Source organism: Actinokineospora xionganensis (assembly GCF_014323725.1).
GTDB lineage: Bacteria > Actinomycetota > Actinomycetes > Mycobacteriales > Pseudonocardiaceae > Actinokineospora > Actinokineospora xionganensis.
In genome coordinates this window covers 55,698-76,544 of record NZ_JABVED010000021.1, presented here as the reverse complement: position 1 = coordinate 76,544, position 20,847 = coordinate 55,698, and the positions used below count along the sequence as shown (strand labels likewise).

Below are 20,847 nucleotides of genomic sequence, written 5' to 3'. Positions count from 1 at the left end.
TCTATTGAACCCCTAGCTGGGGACCGATCCGACCATGCCGCCGTCGACGACGAGTTCCTGGCCGGTGATGTACGACGAGCGCGGGGAAAGCAGGAACAGGACCGCGTCGGCGATGTCCGTCGGGTTGCCCAGCCTGCCGATGGCCACCTGGCCGCGGAAGAACTCGCGGATCTGGTCGTTGCCGGTGACCGCGTCGAACATCTCGGTCTTGATGTGGCCCGGGGTGACCGTGTTGACCCGGATGCCGCGCTCGGCCAGGTCCGGCGCCAGGGTGCGGGCCAGGTTGAGCACGGCGGCCTTGCTCGCGGCGTACACCGAGCCCATGCCCATGCCGCGGTGGACCAGCCACGAGGCGTTGAAGACGATCGAGCCGCCGTCGGCGAGGATCGGCAGGGCCTTCTGCACGGTGAAGAACGCGCCCTTGAAGTTGGTGTCGACGACCTGGTCGAACTCGGCCTCGGTGACGTCGGCGGTCCGCGCGTTCAGGCCGACGCCCGCGTTGGCGAACACGCCGTCGATGGTGCCGAAGCCGTCCTTGACCGCGGCGATGAGCCGGTCGAGGTCGGCGGTGCTCGACACGTCGGCGGCCACGGCGAGGACGTTGGCGCCGCCGTCGAGTTCCTTGGCCGCGGTCTCGAGCCGTTCGGCGTCGCGGCCCGCGATGGCGACGCGGGCGCCCGCGTCGAGCAGCAGGCGGGCGGTGGCCAGGCCGATGCCGCTGCCGCCGCCAGTGATGAGGACGCTCTTGCCTTCGAATTCGCTCATGCGGTCAGGGTCACATTTGCCCAGCGTGCGGTGCATCTCTGGGATTGCGCCGAACTGCGCACCGGTGAAGATGCCCCGCCGAGCGGGCCGCTGTGATGCTGGCTGGCATGACCACGTTCGACGAGCAGGACGCAGGCATCGCGCTGCCCGAAGACCCGGCTTACGTCGCCGCGACCCAGGTGTTCAACCTCGCCGCGCCCGTGGCCCCGGCCGCCGCGGTCACCGCGCGGACCGTCGAGCAGATCCGCGCGGCGATCACCTACGCCAAGTCCGCGGGCCTGAAGGTCCGCGTGCAGACCACCGGGCACTCGGCCGGAAGCGCCAAGCCGATGGACGACGCGATCCTCGTGCGCACGGAACTCGACGGCGAGGTCCATGTCGACACCGAGCGCCGGATCGCCCGGATTCCCGCTGGGACGCAATGGAAAGCCGTCGTCGAGGCGACCGCCCCGCATGGCCTCACCGCCCCGCACGGCTCGGCTGGGACCGTCGGCGTCGTCGGCTACCTGCTGCGCGGCGGCATCAGCTTCTACGGCCGCGAGCACGGCCTCGCGGTCAACAGCGTGCGCGCGATCGAGCTGGTCACCGCGGATGGCGATCTGCGTCGGGTGGACGCGGACAACGACCCCGAGCTGTTCTGGGCGCTACGCGGCGGTGGTGGCGGATTCGGTGTGGTCACGGCGATCGAGGTCGACTTGTTCGCCACGACGTCGGTCGTCACCGGCACCGCGTTCTGGCCCGCCGTGCACGCGCGGACGCTGCTTTCCCTGTGGGAGAAGTGGTGCCGGGACGCGCCGACCGCGGTGTCGACGTCGTTCCGGCTGCTGAACCTGCCGCCGTTCCCCGACATCCCGCCGGAGCTGACCGGCGGCACGATGGTGTGCGTCGACGGCGTCATCCTCGGTGCGGACGCGGTGGCCCAGCGCTACGCCGACGACCTGCTCGCCCCCCTGCGCGCGGTGGCCGAGCCGGTCATGGACACCTGGCACGCCACGACCACGCACGCGGTGCTGGAGACGCACATGGACCCCGACGAGCCGGTTCCGGCGCAGGGCGACCACTTCCTGATCACCGAATTGGGTGAAGAAGGAATCGCCGAGTTCCTCAGGGTTCTGGGCGAGGGCTCCGGTTCACCGCTGGTGATGGCCGGGCTGCGTCAGCTCGGCGGCGCGATGGCCGTGCCCGACCCCGAGGGCGGCGCGCTGACCCACCTCGACGCGGCGTACGTCTACTCCGGCGCGGGAATCCCGATGGACCCCGAGGTCGCGGCCACGATCGCCGAGCACCTCGCGCTCGCCCGGTCCGCGCTGTCGCGATGGGACACTGGGCAGACGGCCCCGACGTTCGTCGAAAGCGCCGTCCAGCCCCAGGGTCACCTGTCCGCGGCCGACATCGAACGGGTCGACGCGGTGCGTAGTCGGATCGACCCACGAGGACTCTTTCGTGGCGACGTCATGACCAGCACTTCCGCGCTCTGAGGCTTACGCTGGCGGCACTTTCGTCAGCGAGCCGAGGAGCAGTGTCGTGGACCAGGCGATGCCCGAGCAGCGGGTGGCGATATCGCGCGTCTTCGACGCCCCGCGCGAACGCGTCTGGGAGGCGTGGACCCGGCCGGAGTTGGTGAGCCGGTGGTGGGGCCCGCACGGGGTGAGCGTGCCGGAGTCATCGATCGAGCTGGACCCGCGGGTGGGCGGCACGTTCAAGTTGACCATGGTGGTCGCCGAGTTCGGCATGGAAGTGCCCATGGACTCCCGCTTCGTCGAGTTCGCCGAGAAGGAACTCATCCGCTTCACCGAGCCCAAGCCGTGCCTGCCCCAGATGCAGTCGGTCGACGGCCTGGTGACCTTCACCGACTTCGACGGCGGCACGGAACTCGGCCTGGACATCGAGATGCGGACGTCGGCGGAGATCCGGGAGCAGTCCGAGGCAGGTTGGGCGGAAAGCTTCGACCGGCTTGCCGCGGTCCTGGCCGAATAACCGCGAGCCACCCCCTGCAACCGAGTCGCCCCCCCAGGCAACAGAGTTCGACATACGCGAAAGGTCCGGCAGGCGCGGGAGCCTGCCGGACCTTCCGCGGTCAGGCCACCTTCTCCGCGCGCGCTTCCTGAGCGGTCAGATAGACCGGGAGCTGCCGGTGCCCGTTCATGATGAACGTCGGCATCGGCACCAACTCGTCGCGGGTGACGGCCAGGGTCAGGTCCGGGAACCGTTCGAACAGGGTTGAGAGCCCGACTGTCGCCACGAGTCGGGCGATGCCCGCGCCGAGGCAGTAGTGCGGGCCGTGGCCGAAGGACAGGTGGGCCTTGTCCTCCCGCTGGATGTCGAACTCCTCCGGGCTGTCCGCGTGCAGCTCCGGGTCCCGCCCCACCGCGGCGTAGTTGATCAGGATGGGGTCGCCCTTGGGGATGGTCACACCGTCGAGCTCGATGTCCTCGGCGGCGTAGCGCAGCGGGAGGCTGGCCAGCGGGGACTGCACGCGCAGGATCTCGTCGATGACGTCGTCCCACGTGGCCTTGCCCGCGAGGACCAGTTCGAGCTGTTCCGGGTGGGTGACCAGCTCGGTGATCGCGTTGTCGAAGAAGTTGATCGTGGTCTCCGACCCGGCGCCCAGGATGGCGAAGATGGTGTCCGCCAGCTCCTGTTCGGTGAGCCGCGAGCCGTCCTCGTCGCGGGCCGCGATGAGGTCGCTGGTGATGTCCTCGCCCGGGTTGGCGCGCTTCTCGGCGATCAGGTCGGCCATGGCGCCGCGCCAGCCCAACAGGATGTTCTGCGCGGTCTCCGGCGACACCGTGGTGTCGACCATCATGTCGATGACCTTCGCGGTCGCCGCGCGCTGCTGCTCGCCCATGCCGATCAGCTCCGCGACGAGCATGCCGGGCAGCGGGTAGGCGAAGCGCTCCTTGAGGTCGACGACCTCGCCTGGCTCGGCCGCGGCCAGTCCGTCGAGCAGCATGTTCGTCAGGCCGACCACGAGCGGGCGGATCGCCTCGGTGCGACGCGGGGTGAACGCCTTGCCGATGAGCCTGCGCAGCCGCAGGTGGTCTTTGCCGTAGGACGTCGAGACGTTGTCCATGGCGACCCAGCTGATCATCTCCCAGCTCGGGTTCAGCTCACCGTTGTAGAACGCGGGCCAGTGGTTGCGCGCGCTCTTGGTGACCTTCGGGTTGGACAGCATGCTCTTGATCACCGAGTGGCTGGTGACCGACCAGACGACAACCCCGCCCGGCAGCTCGACCTGGGTCGCCGGACCGAGCGCACGCAGCGCCGCTGCCTCGGCGTGGATATTCCGTCCGGTGGTATCCAATGCGGGACAGCGTTTCTCCATCGGATTGCTCCTAATACGTCGATGGACGAAGGGATTAAGCGACTTGGCCCAAGGCTAACGAGTATCGCCGGTGTGGCCCGTATTCTCCTTTGCTGCCAAGGCAAAGCGCACTTTCGGATAGTTCGTGCAATTCGCAATCGGGAGGACGCACGCGCGGACCCGCTGCGCCAAGGTCGGCGTATCAATCTCTGGGTGGGACTCGCGGAAAGTGCGCATGGGAACCGCCTGGGCCGCCCGGGACCTCTCCACAGGAGGCACCAATGTCCGAGCGGCTCCAAGCCGGTGAGTCCAGATCCAGACTGACCTCGTTGACCGGCACCCGTTTTCTCGCGGTCATGACCGTGTTCCTGTACCACGCGATCCTCTACGGCGGCTTTTTCTCCTCCGCGCCCGCGCAAGGGCTGCTCGGGACGGTCATCGCCTCCGGCGGGTTCGCCAGTGTCGTCTTCTTCTTTGTCCTCAGCGGTTTCGTGCTGTCCTGGTCGGTCCGCGAGACGGACTCCATCCCCGGGTTCTGGCGACGTCGGGTCGCGAAGATCTTCCCCAACCACCTGGTGACCACCGCCGCGGCGTTCATCCTCGGCGCCGTCGTCGTCGGCACCGCGGTCGACTTCAGCTCTGTCATCAACTTCGCGCTGCTGCACTCCTGGGTTCCCGACCTCGCGATCGCCTTCCGCGGCAACCTGATCAGCTGGTCGCTGTCCTGCGAGCTGTTGTTCTACCTGGCCTTCCCGTTCCTGTTCATGCTCATCAAACGAGTGCCGGAGAACCGGCTGTGGCTGCTGGCGGGCGGACTGGTCGCGGGTGTGTGGCTGATGCCGGTGCTGGCCAACCTGATCCCGCCTTCATCGGCGCTGGCGAGTGCTGCGGTGACGCCGGGGCTCGACCTCACGATGTGGCAGCACTGGTTCGTCTCGGTGTTCCCGCCCGTGCGGATGATCGAGTTCGTGCTGGGCATGGTGCTCGCGCAGATCGTGCGCACCGGCCGGACCTTGCCGCTCAGCATCGGCGGCGCCACCGCCATCGCGATCGCCATGTACGCGCTGACCCCGCTGTTCCCGGGCCCGTACCGGATCGCCGCGACCATGGTCGCCCCGATCGGCCTGATCCTGTTCACCCTCGCCACCGCCGACGTGGCCGCGCGCCCGAGCGTGTTCTCCGGCCGGACCATGGTCTTCCTCGGCGAGATCACCTTCGCCTTCTACCTGCTGCACTGGCTGGTCCTCGACTACGGCCACCGCCTCCTGGGGACGACCTGGAGCACGCCCGCCGCGCTCGCGGTGCTTGCGCTGCTGTGCCTGACCACCGTCGCGCTGTCCTCCGCGCTGTACTTCGGTGTGGAACGCCCGATCATGAGCCGCTTCGGCTCCTCTCGCCGCGCGAAGCTCGCCCGCGTCATCAAGCTCCCCACCGCTGTCGACAAGGCTGAGAATCCGGGACCGGGTGCGGTAGACCGGCTCGCCGGTTAGCGCGCGCGAAAGAGGGCGAGTACCGGGGGTACTCGCCCTCTAGTGGTGCCGGGTCAGCCGTTGAGGCCGTCGCGGAACTGGCGAAGCTCGTCGAAGTTCGACAGATCCGGCACTGTCCAGCCGTCGAGGTCGTACTCGGAGAGGCACTGGTCCACGAACGCCTTGTAGCCGTCGACCTGCCCGTTGGCCAGCTGCGAGTTGAGCAGCTCCACCCGGGTCTGCTCGTGGTTGCCCGCGTAGTTGCGCTCGTAGAGCTCGTGGCGGCCACCGAACTCGGTGCCCACGGCGTCCCACAGCAGCTTCATCACCTTCACCCGGTCGACGGCCTCGATCCCGTTGGACCCGCGGACGTACTTGTCGAGGTACGGCCGGATCTCCGGGTTCTTGAAGTCGTCCGCACTGGAGTTGAGGTAGATCAGGCCGCTGGCGATGTCCTGCTCGATGATCTCCTTGACCCGCGGGTACCCGATCTGCATGAACCACCGGTACGCCAGGCCGTACTGGGGATTCGGCAGGACCGCGCCGTTCACCCACTCCACCGGGTTGCGCGCGGCGGCGTCGGACAGCGCGAGGAACAGGTTGCGCCAGGCCAACACCTCGCCCATGCGGCTCTGCACGCCGCGGAAGTCCTTGGTGCCGGTGATGTCCACCGCCTTGGCCAGCAGGCCCGCGATGAACTCCAGCTTGACCGCGAGCCGGGTGCAGCCGTGGAAGGTGAACCGCTCGGGGAAGCCGGAGCGGCCGGAGAACAGCTGCACCTTGCCGAGGTGGCCGTAGATGAAGACGTTCTCCCAGGGGATCAACACCTTGTCCAGCACCAGGATGGTGTCGTTCTCGTCCATCCGTGAGGACAGCGGGTAGTCGAACGGGCTGCCCATCACCGCGGCCTGCGCGGAGTACGACGGGCGGCAGATCAGCTTCATCCCGGCCGCGCCCATCGGGATGGTCGCCACGAGCGCGAACTTCTTGTCCTTGATGGGAAGTCCGTAGTGCGCGATGAAGTTGTAGTGCGTCAGCGCGGAACCGGTGGCGACCACCTTGGCGCCGCTGACGACCAGACCGGCGTCGGTCTCCTTCTCCACGTGCACGAACACGTCGGCGACCTGGTCCGGGGGCAGGTTGCGGTCCACCGGCGGGTGCACGATCGCGTGGTTCCAGTAGAGGACCTTTTCCTGCGACTCCTTGTACCAGCGCCGGGCGTTGTCGGCGAACGGCTCGTAGAACTCCGCGTTCGCGCCCAGGGTGCCGAGGAAGGAGGCCTTGTAGTCCGGGGTGCGGCCCATCCAGCCATAGCTCATCCGCGACCAGGCGTCGATCGCGCCCTGGTGCGCTACCAGGTCCTCGGCGCTCTTGGGCGTGGTGAAGAACTTGTGCGTGTACCCGTCGCTGCCGGTGTCGGTCGGGCAGGTGAGGACGTCGCGCTTGGCCGGGTCGTGCAGCGCGTCGTAGAGCCGGGCCGTCATCCGGATCGGGTTGTGGAACGCCGGGTGCGCGGTGACGTCCTTGACGCGCTCGCCGTAGATGTAGATCTCCCGGTCGTCGCGCAGACTCTCGATGTACTCGTCGCCGGTCAGTGGACGTGTCTTGGGCCGCGGCTCGGTCGAGCCGCCGCCAGCAGCCTGTTGGTCGGTCACCGGACTAGTCCCTCTTTTCGCAGCCGCAGCGGGGTGCCTGTTCGCTCCTCGATCGTGTCAGCGATGCCGGGTCAACCCTTCTCTGCGCGTGCGGAGTTGCCCTTGCCGGACAAGGGAAAGGCCGCATATCGGAAGGTGCCCGCGCGCGACCGGGAGTGAGACGGTTGCTGCTGGACGGCTCGGCTCGGTCGCGTCTCGCGGCTGCACTCTTGGTGAACGGTAGGAGGAATTGGCGATGACGACCGAAATCCCGACCAGGGAGGAACTCGTCCAGCGCGCGTCCGACCTGGCTCCGCTGCTGCGCAAGCACGCGGCGTGGTCGGAGGAGAACCGGCGCCTGCACGACGAGGTGGTTCAGGCCCTGACCGACGCGGGCTTCGGCAAGCTGCGCCGCCCCAAGCGCTACGGGGGCTACGAGGTCGACACCCGCACCCTGGTCGACGTGGCCGCCGAACTCGGCCGCGGCGACGGGTCGGCGTCGTGGGTGGCGTCGGTGTACTGGATTCCCGGCTGGATGGCGTGCCACTTCCCGGACCACGTGCAGGACGAGGTCTTCAGCGACCCGGACGTGCGCATCTGCGGCACCCTGAGCCCGTCGGCGATGGCGGCCCCGGCCGAGGGCGGCATCGTCGTCAACGGCAAGTGGCAGTTCATCTCCGGCGCCCACCACGCGCAGTGGCAGGAGGTCATCGCGATCTACGTGCCCGCCGAGGGCGAGCCGTACCCGGTGATGGCCCTGGTCCCGATCACCGACCTGCTGATCGTCGACGACTGGAACACCTTCGGGCTCAAGGGGACCGGCAGCGTCAGCACGGTCGCCAAGGACCTGTTCATCCCGCAGGACCGGGTCCTGCCGCTGCCCGCCGTCCTGCAGGGCGCGGGCGCGTCGCAGCAGAACGGCGAGGGCTCGATCTACCGTTCGCCGCTGATGCCGGTCGCCGCCGCGTCGTCGGTCGGCACCATCGTCGGCCTGGGCCGGGCCGCGCGGGACGCGTTCCTGCACCGCCTGCCCAACCGCAAGATCACCTACACCGCCTACGAGAGCCAGCGCGAGGCGCCGATCACGCACCACCAGGTCGCCGAGGCCACGCTGAAGATCGACCAGGCCGAGTTCCACGCCCACCGCCTGGCGGGCCTGGTCGACTCGAAGACGTCCACCGGGGTCGAGTGGAAGCTCGAGGAGCGCGCCCAGGCGCGGGCGGACATGGGTGCGGTCATCAAGCTGACCAAGGAGGCCGTCGACATCCTGGCCACCGCGAGCGGCGGCTCGTCGATCTACACCGACGTCCCGATCCAGCGGATCTCCCGGGACATCCAGGCGGTCAACCTGCACGCCCTGATGCACCCGAACACCAACTTCGAGCTGTACGGCCGGGTGCTGTGCGGTCTTGAGCCCAACACCCTCTACATCTAGCGCTTGCCGGAAAGGGAAAGAGCATGAGCACTGATCTGACCGACGCCGACAAGGTCGCCATCGCGTCGCTGACCCAGAAGGTCATCGCGTCGTGGGCTTACGCCGATGCGGAGGCGTTCGCGAGCGTGTTCACCGACGACGGAACCATGGTGCTGCCGGGCCTGTACAAGAAGGGCCGCGAGGAGATCCAGAAGTACATGACCGTCGCGTTCGCCGACGTGTACAAGGGAACCCAGGTCACGGGCAAGCCGATCGACATGCGTCCGCTGGGCCGGGACGCGGCGATCCTGCTGTCCGCCGGTGGCGTGCTGGACCCGGGCGAGTCGGAGGTCGCCGACAAGGCGGCCATTCGGGCGGCCTGGATCGTCGTCAAGCAGGACGGCCAGTGGAAGCTCGCGGCGTACCAGAACAGCCCGCGCGACGCGGTCGAAGGCGTGAAGACGCAGAAGGCCGCCTGATCTGAGCTTTCGGCTGAGCCCCAACCCGTTCGCCCGGGTTGGGGCTCAGCCGGCTGTCATGGCCGGATGCCGACACCTGGGACGCGGCTCCACGCCTCGGCCTGGGACCAGGTCAGGGCGGGCCAGCGCGTGCCGCCCGGGCGCGGGTTGACCCGGGAGTCGTAGCTGCCTGGCGTGAATGTCGGGTCGAAGAAGCAGCCGGTGCCGTAGGTGCGGTCGAAGGCCGGGCAGGACTCGGCGATGCTCGCAGGAGTCGGCTTCTGCCCGGTGCGCACCCAAGTGGACAGTGCGGAGATCGCGCTCGCGTACCCGGAATCGCTCAGGGCGCTGTGTTCGCTTTCCGTGGTGACGGTCTGCACCAGGTTGTTTCCGGCGACGCTCGCCCGGTACGCCGATTCGTGTTCCACGAACGCTGTCGGGTCGTTGGCCGCGTGCATGGTCAGCACCGGTTCGGTGACCCGGCCGGTCAGGTCACTGTCGTAGGACAGATCCCGGAGAGCGGACGGGTCGGCGTGGAAGCGCTCGACTCCTCGGTTGAGGGCCGCGTCGTCGTGCGAGCCGGAGTACTGGACGCCCAGGTTGGTGAAGGGGTTTCGGCCGCCCAGGCGGTTGTGCACGATGTCGCGGAAGGTGAACGTCGCGAAGCTGAGGTGGGACGACAGCGTCCGCTGCGGCAACTTGGTCACGGCCAGGATGTCCGACAAGTTGCGCTGCTGCAGCGGTGAGCGCTGCTCGGGCGGCGACTCGATGCCGGTGCACTCCTGCAGACGGGCCCGCAGGCCGCTGCCGGTCATCGTCGAGTCCTTGCGCAGACCGGTCCACAGTGGATACTGCGGCTCGCTCGGCCGGGGATGGTTGGCGCAGTAGTGCTGGTAGACGACTCGGAGGTCGACCCGGTAGTCGTAGCCGCGGGAGCCGCCCGCCAGCACGCCGTTGGTGAGCAGGACACCGTCGTAGTCGTGCAGCTCGGCCGCCTTGGCGGCGATGTTGCCGCCCCAGGACTGCCCGTGCAGGATCGTCACGTCCGGCTCACCGAACGCGCGGGTGAACAGCTGCCGCACGTTTTCGGTGTCCCGCACCGCCATCCGGGTCCCGTAGCCCCCGCGGCGGTAGGACGAGCCCGCCCAGGCGTAGCCCTCGCTCACCATCACCGACCAGCGGGTGAGGTCGCCGACGCTGCGGCCCTGCGTGGGTGCGCCCAGGTCCGGCCCACCGTGGGCGTGCAGGACCAGCGTCCCGTTCCAGTTCTGGGGGATGGCCATGGAGTAGAACGCGCCGTTGTCGTCTTGGCCGCCGTGGCAAGTGGTGTTCGCCGGTAACTCGGCCGGGCAGGCGACCGTCGGCAGCCCTGCCGGGATAGGCGTCAACCCCATGAGGAGGGCGGTGACCAGCGAGGTTGCGTACATGAAGTCCTCCTCGGTGCGCGGCGTCGCGCTCGGTGTGACGCTAGACACGCCCCTGGGCTGCCGTGGAGGTTGCGTTCATTGAGTTCACTCTTTGACGCGGGCGTGCAGGTGCATGTCGTGCCAGCCGTCGGTGTGCAGTGCCTGCCTGCGCAGCACGCCCTCCAACGGGAAACCCGCTTTCTCCGCGACCCTGCATGACGGCGGGTTGGCGGCGGAGTGGCGCACCTCGACCCGGTGGAAGCCGGCGTCGTCGAAGACCCAGTTGGTCAGCGCGGTCAGTGCCCTGGCGGCCACCTGTCGGCCGCGGGCCTGCGGCAGCACCCAGTAGGAGACCTCCACCAGGCCGTCGGTGAAGTTCAGCTTGCGCAGGCTCATCTGCCCGATCAGCCCGGCGCCTTCGGTCACCGCCCAGCCCGCGCCGGTCTCCTGCTTCCAACGGTCTGGCCAGTGGTGGATCCAGGTGAGGGCCTCGTCGCCAGTCATGGACCGGGTGTGCCACCGCTGGATACCGGGCTCGGCGTAGGCGGCGGCGACGGCAGGCGCGTCGGCGGGCTGCCACGGGCGGAGGGTGAGGTCGTCGGCTCGCAGGACCGGCTGGGTCAGCCTGCCCATGCTGCCGGGCGCGACTACGGGGTCGAGGAGTGGTGGCATGGGTTGATGGTCGCATCCAGTACCTGGATACAGGCTTACCGTGGGTGCCATAACCGGGCCTTGCTCCCGCACGGACCCGGACCATTCAGGCTGGGTCGCCTCCGACCTGGAGTGCGGACCGTGCGGTGGTTATCTCCGAGGCGAGCACTTGGTGGAGTTGTGTCGCGTGCTCGCTGACGACGGCCCAGACGATGTCGTCGTCGACCGTCCAGTAGTTGTGGGCGATGCGGTTGCGCATGCCTTTGATCAGCCGCCACGGCACTGCCGGGTGCGACGTGAGCCATGCGTCGCCGAGACGCTCGAGGTCGGCGGCCAAGCGGACGACGTTGTATTGGCAGGCCCGTGCGACGGCGATGTCGGCGTCGTAGGCGGGACGGCCGCGGGAGGCCAGTTGGGTCATCTCGGCCAACGTCGCGTCGAGGTACAACAGCTGTTCCGCTGTGCGCTCGTTCATCTCACGCGGCGCCGATGAGTTGGCGTCGATGACGGTTCACGCCTCGGCGGAACAGGTCGTTGGATTCCAGCTCCGCAGTGGTCACGATGTCGACGGCGCAACCCAACACCGCCGCCAGTTCCTCGTCGAGGCCGATGATGTCGACGAAGGAGGCTCCCGGTTTGAGTTCGACCAACAAGTCGAGATCGGAGTCGGGGCGGTCATCACCGCGGGCGACCGATCCGAAAACCCAGACTTGGGCGAGCGGGAAGCGGGTGAAGACCTTCGTGACCTCGTCGCTGTACCTGTTCAGCAAGAGCGAGGGCCGAATTGTGTTCGTGAGCCGGGTCTGGAGGCTGAAGCCCGTTGCCTCCAGGAGCCGTTCCAGCATCGCGACCGACGGTTGCCGCTGACCGGATTCGATCTTCGACACGGTCGACTGCGGAACGCCCGCGGCCTGCGCGAGCTCCCGCTGAGACATCCCGCGCCTGCCGCGCGCCGTGGCCACGAGTTCCGCGGCCGTGGCCCGGGGCGCGGGTCGACTTTCTTGTCCGCTCGCGACCATGAGGTCGATGATAGCGGATTCGCTATCAACGGGCAGTCGGACCACCGGCCGAACCGACTGCCTAATGCGCATCGATCTCCGGCTTCCAGTTGGCCGTGTGGACTCTAAATCGCTGGTCAGCGCCGCCGGGGCCGTGGGTCGCGCGAGGTGGTGCGGGAATCTACGCTTGGCGGTACGACCGAGTCCGACCGTTCGCGAGTGTTCGCTACCTCGTCGACGACGTGCAGGCGGCCATCGACTTCTACACCACCCACCTCGGCTTCACTGTGAACACCAGTGCCGCGCCCGCCTTCGCCGACGTGACCCGCGGTCCGCTGCGGCTGCTGCTCTCCGGCGCCGCCAGTTCCGGGGCCCGCGCCACTCCCGCGGACATCGCCGCCAGCCCGGGCCGCAACCGCATCCACCTCATCGTCGACGACCTGGACGCCGAGATCGCGCGCCTCCGCGAGGCTGGGCTGTCCTTCCTGAGCGACGTGGTCTCCGGGCCGGGTGGGCGCCAGATCCTGCTCACCGACCCCGCGGGCAACCTGATCGAACTGTTCCAACCCGCATGAGGGTGGCCCGCAGGCGAACAGCCCGCGGGCCACCCTCAAACTCAGGCCGCCGACGTCTCCGCGGCCTTGGCCGTGACCGTGCTGATGAGCGCGGACAGGGTCGGGTCGTCCTCGAAGATGTCACCGACGTCGATCAGGATTTCCAGCTCGTCCTCGATCCGCGAGACCAGGCGGACCGCCGAGATCGACTCGCCGCCCAGTTCGAAGAACGTCGCCTCTTCCTGTCCACTTCGGACATTCAGCACGTCGTTCCAGATCGCTTCGACCTGTTGACAGATAGTGCTCATCGAGTACCTCCTAGCGCAGTTCGACATCGCGGGCGGCTTCGAGGAACTCGCCGCGGGACAGGGCTCCGGCGACCGCCTCGATGTCGTCGGACATGTAGCGGTCGTGCTCCAGGGTCGGCACCAGCGACCGGATCTGGTTGTACGCCGCCTTGCCCGCGGGGCTGAGGCCGTCGTAGCGGCCCGAGACGTCCACGGCCTGGGCGGCGGCGAGGAACTCGACGGCCAGGATGTAGTTGTTGTTCGACAGCACCCGGCGCGCGTTGCGGGCCGCGATCAGGCCCATCGACACGACGTCCTGGTTGTCACCGTTGGACGGGACACTCTGGATGCTGGCCGGGCCGATGGTCCGGTTCTCGGCGACCAGCGCGGTGGCCGGGTACTGCGCGCCCGCGAAGCCGCTGTTGAGGCCCGGCTCGCCGGTGGAGACCAGGAACTCCGGCAGCCCCGACAGGTAGCGGTTGAGCAGCCGGTTGGTGCGCCGCTCGGAGAACACGCCCAGCTGGGTGAGGGCGATGGTGGCGTAGTCCATGGCGAACGCGACCGGCTGGCCGTGGAAGTTCGCGCCGTGGAACACCTCCTTGCCCTCGAAGAACAGCGGGTTGTCGTTCGACGAGTTGAGCTCGATGTCGATCGTCTTGGTCGCGTAGTACAGGGTGTCGCGGACCGCGCCGACGACCTGCGGGATCGCGCGCAGGGTGTAGGCCTTCTGGATGTAGACGTCGGTCCGGGACACGTCGCCGCTGGACTGGGCCGCGGCCTGGGTGCGCAGCTCGTGGTGCGAGACCGCCAGCGCGCTGCCGTCGAGCAGGTTGCGCATGTTGAACGCGGTGTCGATCTGCCCCTGGTGCGGGCGGGCGATGTCGTGGCCCTCGGCCTGGAACGGGCTGGTCGAGCCGAGCAGGGTCTCCACGACCAGCGCGGTGACGATCTCGGCCTGCTTGACCTGCTCCATGGCCCGGCTCACGACCAGGCAGCCAAGGCCGGTCATGGCCGATGTGCCGTTGATCAGCGCGAGGCCTTCCTTGAACCGCAGCTCCAGCGGCTCGATGCCGTGCTCGCGCAGCACGGTGGCGGTCTCGGTGCGGCGGCCGTTCTTCAGGACGTAGCCCTCACCGATGATCGTGGAGGCGATGTGGGCCAGCGGCCCGAGGTCGCCGCTGGCGCCCAGCGAGCCGATCTCCGGGATGGCCGGGGTGATGCCCAGGTTCAAGTACAGCGCCAGCCGCTCCAGCAGTTCGGGGCGGACAGCGGAGTAGCCCTTGGACAGCGCGTTGAGGCGGGCGGCCACGATCGCCCGCGCCTCGTCCTCGGCGAAGATCGGGCCGACGCCCGCGCTGTGGCTGCGCACCAGGTTGGTCTGCAGCTCGACTTCCTTGGCCGTGCCGACGAGCATGTAGATCATCTCGCCGTAACCGGTCGTGACACCGTAGACGGGGACGCCTGCCCGGACGGTCTCCTCGAACTGCTGCCTGCTGGCCGCGGCCCGGGTCAGCGCGGCCGGGGCGACCTTGCACGGAGCACCGTCCTCGGCGATGCGGCGGATGTCCAGGATCTCGACGTTCTCGCCGTCGAAGTCAACGGACAGGTTGGTGTCAAGCAGAGTCACGTTCTTCACCCCGTCTGGTTCCAGTTGCGGCTGTCAGGGAAACTGTGTGCGATTCGACCACTGTGGATAGTCCGGTCACCGTTGGTGCGGCTAGGAAATCGTGTAGCGATACCTCGACGTCGAACCGCTCGCGGACCTGGTCGAGCAGCACGAGGACTTGCAATGACCGGCCGCCCGCGGCGAAGAACGACTCGTCGGCGCCGGGCGGCCGGACACCGGGAAGCCCGGCCCACAGCTCGGCGACAGCGGTCTCCACGGGCGTCTTGGGGGTGGCGGCGGCCCGGCTAGGCGCGGCGGCGGGATCGGGCAGCCTGCGCCGGTCCACCTTGCCGCCGATGCCGCGCGGCAGGCCGATCATCGTCTGGAACGACACCGGCGGCATGGCCTTGCCGAACCGGGTGCGCAGCGCCGCGCGCCAGACGCTCGCCGACCCGACCGCGTCGCCGGACTCGGTGCGGCGCGGCACGACGTAGCCGACCAGCCTGCTCACCAGCCCGTCCGACGTCGTGACCGCGATGACCGCGCAGTCTGCCACCGACTCGTGCGCCGAGAGCGCCGACTCGATGTCGCTGAGCTCGATCCGCATTCCGTTGAACTTGATCTGGAAGTCCTTGCGACCGCGGAACTCCAGGACGCCGTCGCGGCGCCGGGCGCCCATGTCGCCGGTCCGGTAGCAGTGGGAGCCGTCGATGCCGTACGCGGCGAGGTCGGTCACCGGCTCGAACGCCGAGCGGTCCTCGGCGCCCAGGTAACCCTCGGTCAGGTACGGGCTGCGGATGACGAGGTTCCCGGTGACCCCGTCGGGGCACGGCCTGCCTTCGTCGTCGAGCACGAGGACCTGCCTGCCGGGGATGGACCGCCCGATCGGCGACGTGCCGTTCAGCTCGCCCGCGACCTCGTGCCAGGTGGCCAGGATCGACTCCGTCGGCCCGTACAGGTTGACCAGCCGGGTCGACGGCAGGGCGGCGCGCAGGCCGTTCGCCAGGTCCGCGGGCAGCGCCTCGCCCGCCAGCAGCACGTGGTCCAGCGCGGCCAGCTGTGCCGCCACTCCACGGGTGTTCACCACGCCGAGCACCTGCCGGGCGAAGCTGGGCACGGTCTGGAACAGGGTGACCCGCTGCTCGATGAGCCAGTCGACGATTTTCTCCGGGTTGGCCCGGATCCGGTCGGGCACCAGGCACAGCGTCGCCCCGGCGACCAGCCCGGCGAAGATCTCCATCAGCGCCGCGTCGTAGCCGGGCGCGGCCCACTGCGCCATCCGCGACCCCGGCCGGACGGCGAACTCACCGGAGAACCAGGTGACGAACTGGGCGAGGGTGGCGTGGGTCTGCGGGATGCCCTTGGGCTGCCCGGTCGACCCCGACGTGTAGGTGACGTAGGCCCGCGCGTTGCGCACACTCGGCACGTGCGGCCGCGGGGCCGAGTCCGGTTCGAGCAGCGCCGCGTCGAGCACCGTGCCGCCCAGTTCGTTGAGGTACCACTGGGCCAGCTCGTCCTGCGCCGGGTCGCCGTCGACGATCAGGCACGCGGGCTGCAGTTCGGTCAGGACGGACTTCCCGCGCTCACCCGTGTCCCCCTCGCCGAGGCACGCCACGTGCGCGCCCGCGTCGAGCACGGCGATCACGGCGGCCACCTGGAGCCTGCCCGCGGGCATCCGCACGACCACCGGCCTGCCCCCGATGAGCTCGTCGGACACCAGTGCCGCCGTGATGACCGCGGCGAGCCGTTCGAGTTCGCGGTAGGTGGTGACCTGGTTTCCGGCCGACAGCGCGATCTGCTCGGGGCGCAGCTGCGCCTGGGAGTGGAACAGCTCGTTCGCGGTGCGCGCGGCCGGCGCGGCGGCGGTGATCTGGTCGGCGTCGCGCACGGCGTTCGCGATCCGGTCCGCGCCGTCGAGGGCCAGGTCGGCGATGGGCCGGTCGGGGTCGCGCAGCCCGGCGGTGAGCAGCATCTGGAACTGGCTGAGCAGTCGCTCGGCGCCCGCGCGGTCGAACATGGACGACCGGAACTCCATCGCTCCCAGCAGGTTCGCGTTCACCAGCCGCAGGTCCAGGGTCACGTCGGTGACGGCCGAGCCGTTCTCCACGACGCGCGGGGCCACCGTCGCGCCGTCGAATACCAGATCCGCCCTGGCCTGGTCGTGGAAGACGAACATGGTGTCGCACAGGGGGATCCGCCGCGGGGCGCGCTCGGCCTTGGTGGCCGCCACCACGTCGGCGAACGGCACGTCGGCGCGCTGCAGCGCCTCGGCGCTCAGCCGCGCCACCCGCTCGACCACGGTCCGCAGCGTCGGTCGCCCCGACAGGTCGGCGGTGAACACCAAGGGGTGCTCGAACGCGCCGACCACGCCGTCGAACTCCGGGCGCGGGCGCACCGACACCGGGCAGCCCACGGCGATCCGCTCGTCGTTGCCGTAGCGGCCGAGCAGGGCCTGGAAAGCGGCCAGCAGCACGGCGAACGGTGTCGTGCCCGCCGCGCGGGCCAGCTCGCCCAGCGGCCGGGTCACCTCCGGGCCCCATTCGAACCGCAGGACGTCGCCCGCCGTGGACCGCCCGGCCGGACGTGCCCGGTCGACCGGCAGCGTGGCGGCGGTCGGGGCCGGGGTGACGGTCGCGGTCCACCAGCGCAGGCGTTCGGCGAACGCGGGGTCCTCGGCGCGCTCGTCCTCGTCCCGAGCGAACTCCGCGTAGCTGGGCGAAAGCGCTTGCGTGTCGGGCGGGGTGCCCAGCTTGGCGCCGGTGTACGCCTCCGACAGGTCGGTCAGCACGATCGACACCGACTCGTCGTCGGCCGCGGCCCGGTGCAGACACAGGACGACCGCGTGGTCCCACTCGCCGAACTTCGCCACCGCCAGCCGGGCGAGTCCCTCGGACATCCGCAGCGGCGCGGCGGCCTGCTCGCGCGCCCAGTCCGCCACGGCCTCGGGCTCGTCGACGAAATCGGCGAGCACCAGCGGCGCGCCCTCGGCGGCCACCACCGGCACCGGCACGCCCGCGCGCTCGGTGAACGTGGTGCGCAGCATCGGGTGTCGGGCGAGGACGGCCTGCCACGCGGCCCGCAACGCGTCCAGATCCAGTTCCCCCGTCACCTGGTATGCCAGACACACGGTCGACGCCGCCGATTCCGAATCCACCTTCTCCAGGAACCATAAACCGTTCTGGACCGCGGAACTCGTGGCTTTGTCGAAACCGTGGGGGCTGGGCACATCGGACGCGGGTGGACTCACCGCTCTATCGTCCGGCCCGGTCACACCGGGTCGCATCTCGTGTAGTGCGCAGGATTTCCTTGTCCGGCAAAGGAAAATCGCCCCTTCCCGGCGAACCGAGAAGAGGCGATTCCCAAACAGCCCAGTGCTTACGCGGCGTTGCGGTATTCCGACCAGGTCTCGACGTGGCCGCCCGCGATCGGCACCAGCGGCGGCGCCGGGGTCTTCTTCGCCGGGCCGAAGATCCCCTTCAGCAGCACCTTGAGCATGAAGCCGGGGCGCTGCATCTTCTCGGGTCCGTCGATCAGGCCCGCGGCCCGCATGTACTGCGCGGCGATGGCCTTGTCCTTCGTCGCCGCGTACTGCACGAGCTTGAGGAACTTCTGCGCGAACCGCATCTGCAGCGGCCGCTCGCCCTCGACCCCGGGGAAGCTGAGGTCGACGGTGTTGGTCATCTCCCACGGCGGGTCGATCACGTTCTTCGACAGGTCCTGGAAGTACTGCATCGGCTGCGGCGCGGCGCCGCTGTGCAGGTGGTTGCGGATGGTCAGGGCCGAGAGCGCCGAGACCGTCATGCCCTGCGCGTACACCGGGTTGAAGCAGGTCACCGCGTCGCCGACGACCAGCAGGCCGTCCGGGAAGCGGTCGAGCTTCTCGTAGTGGCGGCGCAGCGTGGTCGGGAACCGGAAGGCCACCGGCTCGTCGAGCGGCTCGGCGTGCATGAGCGCCTCGTGGATCTCCGGCGCGGCGAGCGTCTTGACGAAGTCGTAGAAGCCCTGCTGGTCGGTGGGCGGGTGGTCGCCGAGAATGCCGTACGCGGTCAGCTCGACCCGTCCGCCGTCGGTCTTGGTGAAGATGGCGCCGCGGGGAAGGGTGGCGTTGGCGACCGGGTTGATCGACAGGTCGCCGTGGTACGGGTCGGACTTGAGGCGGTAGTGCTGGGTGACGTAGCCCAGGCCGACCTTCTTGCTCTCCTCCTCGACCAGCCCATAACCGAGTTCCTGCAACCAGATCGGCGTGCGGGAGCCGCGGCCGGTCGCGTCGATCACCAGGTCGGCGTCGATGACCTTCTCGCGCTTCTGGCCGCGGGCCTGCACGCGCGCGCCGGTCACCTTGCTCTTGTCCGGCGTGGTGGCCAGGCCGAGGATGTCGTGCTGCTCCACGAAAACGACGTTCGGCAGCGCCGCGGTGCGCCGGCGGATGTGCTTCTCCAGCATCGGCCTGCTGGCCGAGACGCAGGTCAGGCCCGCTTCCTGCTGCTGGATGCGGACGCCGTTGAAGTACCAGCGCACGTTGCCGCAGAGGTCGCCGGTCGGCACGCCGTCGGCGAAGATCTCGTTGGTGATGCCCGGGTAGAACTCCTCCATGACCTGCTGGCCGCGGGCGAGCAGGCCGTTGATGTGCTTGCCCTGCGGGCAGCTGCGGCGCGGGCCCGCGACATCGATCAGCGTGTCCCGGTCGACGATCTGGACCTCGTCGTAGGCGTCGGCCAGGACCCTGGCCGCGAACAGGCCGGCGATACTTCCGCCCAATACCACCGCGCGAGTTTTTGTAGCGTCGCTCACGGATATCTCCTTGACGTTCGTCTCTGCTTGAGGGTGCGGTGAACCGGGTGGATCAGCCGTTCAGCGGGACCACGTTCTCCATGTCCTGAGCGGTGTAGGGGGCGACGTCGTTCCAGAACTCGACGCGGTGGCTGCTGCCCGGGATGTCAGCGGCCTTGCGCGGGGTGTTCAGCGCCCAGTGGTTGTAGGCGTCGAGCAGCTTCTGCGCCTCGCCAGTGGCCTGGGTGAACCGGTCGAACGGGTCCGCGCCGCGGGCGAGGACGTCGCCCATCGCGTGCACCATCACGTCCTGCACGCCGGCGAAGTCGCCGAACACCGCGCCCTCCGAGAGCGGGATGCCCGACTTGCCGGTGGAGGCCGGGAAGGCGAGCAGGTGGTCGTAGGTCAGCGCGTGGTACGGGTGCTGCTCGAACCAGCCCTCGTCCTTGAGCAGGTCGTAGGACGCCTTGGTGATCGGGGCGAAGCTGTTGTCCTTGTGCCGCTGGGCGACGTTGACCGGGTTGTGCATCCACATCAGGAACGCGAGCGCGCCCTCCTGGACGTCCTCGTCGAGGTTGTTGCCCAGCCACATCGACGTGCCCGCGACTGCGTTGCCGACGTAGGGGGAGTTGTCGTTGTGCGGGAACACATCGACGTCCATGGTGAAGCCGCCGAGCTTGGCCGCGTGCGCCATGTAGTTGACGTCGTTGGACGAGGAGATCCGGATCGCCACGTGCGCGTCGCGGTAGGCCTGCAGCGTGCCCGCCCAGTCCGGGTACCCGCCGGTGTAGAGGTAGTGGCCCGCCTTGTGCAGGCCGTTCCACCACTCGACCCAGGTCATCATCTCCTTCGACGCCAGGTCCATCGTGGTGGCGCGGGCGTCGCGGCCGTTGCGGTTGTCGGTGAGGAAGCCGCCCTGAGTGGCCAGCGCCTGCTGCACGAACGTGCCGTGGTTCGACCACGTGATCGCGTGCGACGGGCCGTCCTGGACGCGGGAGACCGCCTCGCACACCGAGGTCACGTCGTCCCAGGTCCTCGGCAGCTCCGACACCCCGGCCTTCTCAAGCAGCTCGCGGTTGGCGAACAGCAGGCTCGTCGTGCCGACCGACGGCAGCGAGTCCATGTCGCCGCCGACGGTGTAGTAGTCGCGGAACGCCGGGTGCAGGTCGTCGAGCATGACCGGCTCGCCGAGGAACTCGGTGCGGTCGCCGACCGCCTTCGTGACCGACGTCCACAGTGGACTTCCGTCGGGCGCCACGGCGTCGCGGGCCACCTGGTTGGCGTAGAAGTAGTACTCGGCGAGCGCGGGCCTGCGACCTTCCGCGACCTCCTTGGCCACGTCTTCGGGGAAGGAGAAGAAGTTCATGCCCCGGACGTTGACCCGGTACTCGGGATGGATCCGGCTGAACTCGGCGGCCTGCGCGTGCCAGCGGTCCATCCACCCGGGGAAGTTCAGGTCGGCTACCCAGACGTCGATGTCGATCTTGCTCGTCATTCGGTCTCCTCCTCGTGGGACCGCACGCCGGATAAC

The 20,847-nt window shown here is 69.0% G+C and carries 18 protein-coding genes; 6 read left to right on the top strand and 12 right to left on the bottom strand.

Translation table 11 applies throughout. The features are described from left to right. Positions 1–12: 12 nt before the first annotated feature. Positions 13–765: an SDR family NAD(P)-dependent oxidoreductase gene (locus GPZ80_RS27580; RefSeq protein ID WP_187224010.1), complete on the bottom strand. Its 753-nt coding sequence runs from the start codon at positions 763–765 to the stop codon at positions 13–15. A gap of 107 nt (positions 766–872) precedes the next feature. Here GPZ80_RS27580 and GPZ80_RS27575 point away from each other — a divergent pair, with 107 nt between their 5' ends. Both GPZ80_RS27575 and GPZ80_RS27570 read left to right on the top strand, forming a co-directional pair. Continuing rightward, entirely contained in the window at positions 873–2,243 is a 1,371-nt protein-coding gene (locus GPZ80_RS27575; protein WP_187224009.1) for an FAD-binding oxidoreductase, read from the top strand. Between the two features lie 46 nt (positions 2,244–2,289). Further along, positions 2,290–2,742: an SRPBCC family protein gene (locus GPZ80_RS27570; RefSeq protein WP_187224008.1), complete on the top strand. Its 453-nt coding sequence runs from the start codon at positions 2,290–2,292 to the stop codon at positions 2,740–2,742. A gap of 100 nt (positions 2,743–2,842) precedes the next feature. Here GPZ80_RS27570 and GPZ80_RS27565 read toward each other — a convergent pair whose 3' ends face one another. Continuing rightward, positions 2,843–4,090, bottom strand: a complete 1,248-nt coding sequence (locus GPZ80_RS27565; protein ID WP_187224007.1) for a cytochrome P450 family protein — start codon at positions 4,088–4,090, stop codon at positions 2,843–2,845. A gap of 260 nt (positions 4,091–4,350) precedes the next feature. Here GPZ80_RS27565 and GPZ80_RS27560 point away from each other — a divergent pair, with 260 nt between their 5' ends. Then, a complete protein-coding gene (locus tag GPZ80_RS27560; protein ID WP_187224006.1) occupies positions 4,351–5,559 on the top strand; it encodes an acyltransferase family protein in 1,209 nt (402 codons plus the stop codon). Between the two features lie 53 nt (positions 5,560–5,612). On the opposite strand, the gene GPZ80_RS27555 is transcribed toward GPZ80_RS27560, so the two are convergent. Further along, positions 5,613–7,193 carry a 4-hydroxyphenylacetate 3-hydroxylase N-terminal domain-containing protein gene (locus GPZ80_RS27555; protein WP_187224005.1) on the bottom strand — a complete coding sequence of 527 codons (1,581 nt, stop codon included), beginning with the start codon at positions 7,191–7,193 and terminating at the stop codon, positions 5,613–5,615. Between the two features lie 235 nt (positions 7,194–7,428). Between GPZ80_RS27555 and GPZ80_RS27550 the strand changes: the two genes are divergently transcribed. Further along, positions 7,429–8,607, top strand: a complete 1,179-nt coding sequence (locus tag GPZ80_RS27550) for an acyl-CoA dehydrogenase family protein (RefSeq protein ID WP_187224004.1) — start codon at positions 7,429–7,431, stop codon at positions 8,605–8,607. A gap of 23 nt (positions 8,608–8,630) precedes the next feature. After that, positions 8,631–9,065 (top strand): SgcJ/EcaC family oxidoreductase, encoded by a 435-nt coding sequence (locus GPZ80_RS27545; RefSeq protein ID WP_187224003.1) that lies wholly within the window; start codon positions 8,631–8,633, stop codon positions 9,063–9,065. Positions 9,066–9,121: 56 nt separating this feature from the next. Here the strand turns inward: GPZ80_RS27545 and GPZ80_RS27540 are convergent, their stop codons facing one another. The 4 genes from GPZ80_RS27540 to GPZ80_RS27525 all read right to left on the bottom strand — a co-directional run bounded on the left by GPZ80_RS27540 (position 9,122) and on the right by GPZ80_RS27525 (position 12,120). Further along, the gene (locus GPZ80_RS27540; RefSeq protein WP_187224002.1) at positions 9,122–10,471 is read right to left on the bottom strand and encodes an alpha/beta hydrolase family protein; all 1,350 of its coding nucleotides are present in this window, start codon (positions 10,469–10,471) and stop codon (positions 9,122–9,124) included. An 84-nt stretch (positions 10,472–10,555) separates the two neighbouring features. Then, complete coding sequence (locus GPZ80_RS27535; RefSeq protein WP_187224001.1) at positions 10,556–11,122, bottom strand: GNAT family N-acetyltransferase; 567 nt, start codon at positions 11,120–11,122, stop codon at positions 10,556–10,558. Between the two features lie 85 nt (positions 11,123–11,207). After that, complete coding sequence (locus tag GPZ80_RS27530; RefSeq protein ID WP_187224000.1) at positions 11,208–11,576, bottom strand: HepT-like ribonuclease domain-containing protein; 369 nt, start codon at positions 11,574–11,576, stop codon at positions 11,208–11,210. 1 nt (position 11,577) lies between these two features. Next, complete coding sequence (locus tag GPZ80_RS27525; RefSeq protein ID WP_187223999.1) at positions 11,578–12,120, bottom strand: helix-turn-helix domain-containing protein; 543 nt, start codon at positions 12,118–12,120, stop codon at positions 11,578–11,580. Between the two features lie 158 nt (positions 12,121–12,278). Between GPZ80_RS27525 and GPZ80_RS27520 the strand changes: the two genes are divergently transcribed. Then, positions 12,279–12,674 carry a VOC family protein gene (locus GPZ80_RS27520; protein WP_187224026.1) on the top strand — a complete coding sequence of 132 codons (396 nt, stop codon included), beginning with the start codon at positions 12,279–12,281 and terminating at the stop codon, positions 12,672–12,674. A gap of 41 nt (positions 12,675–12,715) precedes the next feature. On the opposite strand, the gene GPZ80_RS27515 is transcribed toward GPZ80_RS27520, so the two are convergent. The 5 genes from GPZ80_RS27515 to GPZ80_RS27495 form a co-directional block, all read right to left on the bottom strand. Further along, positions 12,716–12,961: a phosphopantetheine-binding protein gene (locus GPZ80_RS27515; RefSeq protein ID WP_222719952.1), complete on the bottom strand. Its 246-nt coding sequence runs from the start codon at positions 12,959–12,961 to the stop codon at positions 12,716–12,718. A gap of 10 nt (positions 12,962–12,971) precedes the next feature. Then, positions 12,972–14,567 carry a tyrosine 2,3-aminomutase gene (gene cmdF / locus GPZ80_RS27510; protein WP_187223997.1) on the bottom strand — a complete coding sequence of 532 codons (1,596 nt, stop codon included), beginning with the start codon at positions 14,565–14,567 and terminating at the stop codon, positions 12,972–12,974. Continuing rightward, positions 14,554–17,793 carry a non-ribosomal peptide synthetase gene (locus tag GPZ80_RS27505; protein ID WP_187223996.1) on the bottom strand — a complete coding sequence of 1,080 codons (3,240 nt, stop codon included), beginning with the start codon at positions 17,791–17,793 and terminating at the stop codon, positions 14,554–14,556. The genes cmdF and GPZ80_RS27505 overlap by 14 nt, the downstream gene beginning before the upstream one ends. A gap of 128 nt (positions 17,794–17,921) precedes the next feature. After that, positions 17,922–19,337: an FAD-dependent oxidoreductase gene (locus GPZ80_RS27500; RefSeq protein WP_312880614.1), complete on the bottom strand. Its 1,416-nt coding sequence runs from the start codon at positions 19,335–19,337 to the stop codon at positions 17,922–17,924. 52 nt (positions 19,338–19,389) lie between these two features. Beyond that, positions 19,390–20,811: an ABC transporter substrate-binding protein gene (locus GPZ80_RS27495; RefSeq protein ID WP_187223995.1), complete on the bottom strand. Its 1,422-nt coding sequence runs from the start codon at positions 20,809–20,811 to the stop codon at positions 19,390–19,392. Positions 20,812–20,847: the final 36 nt, after the last annotated feature.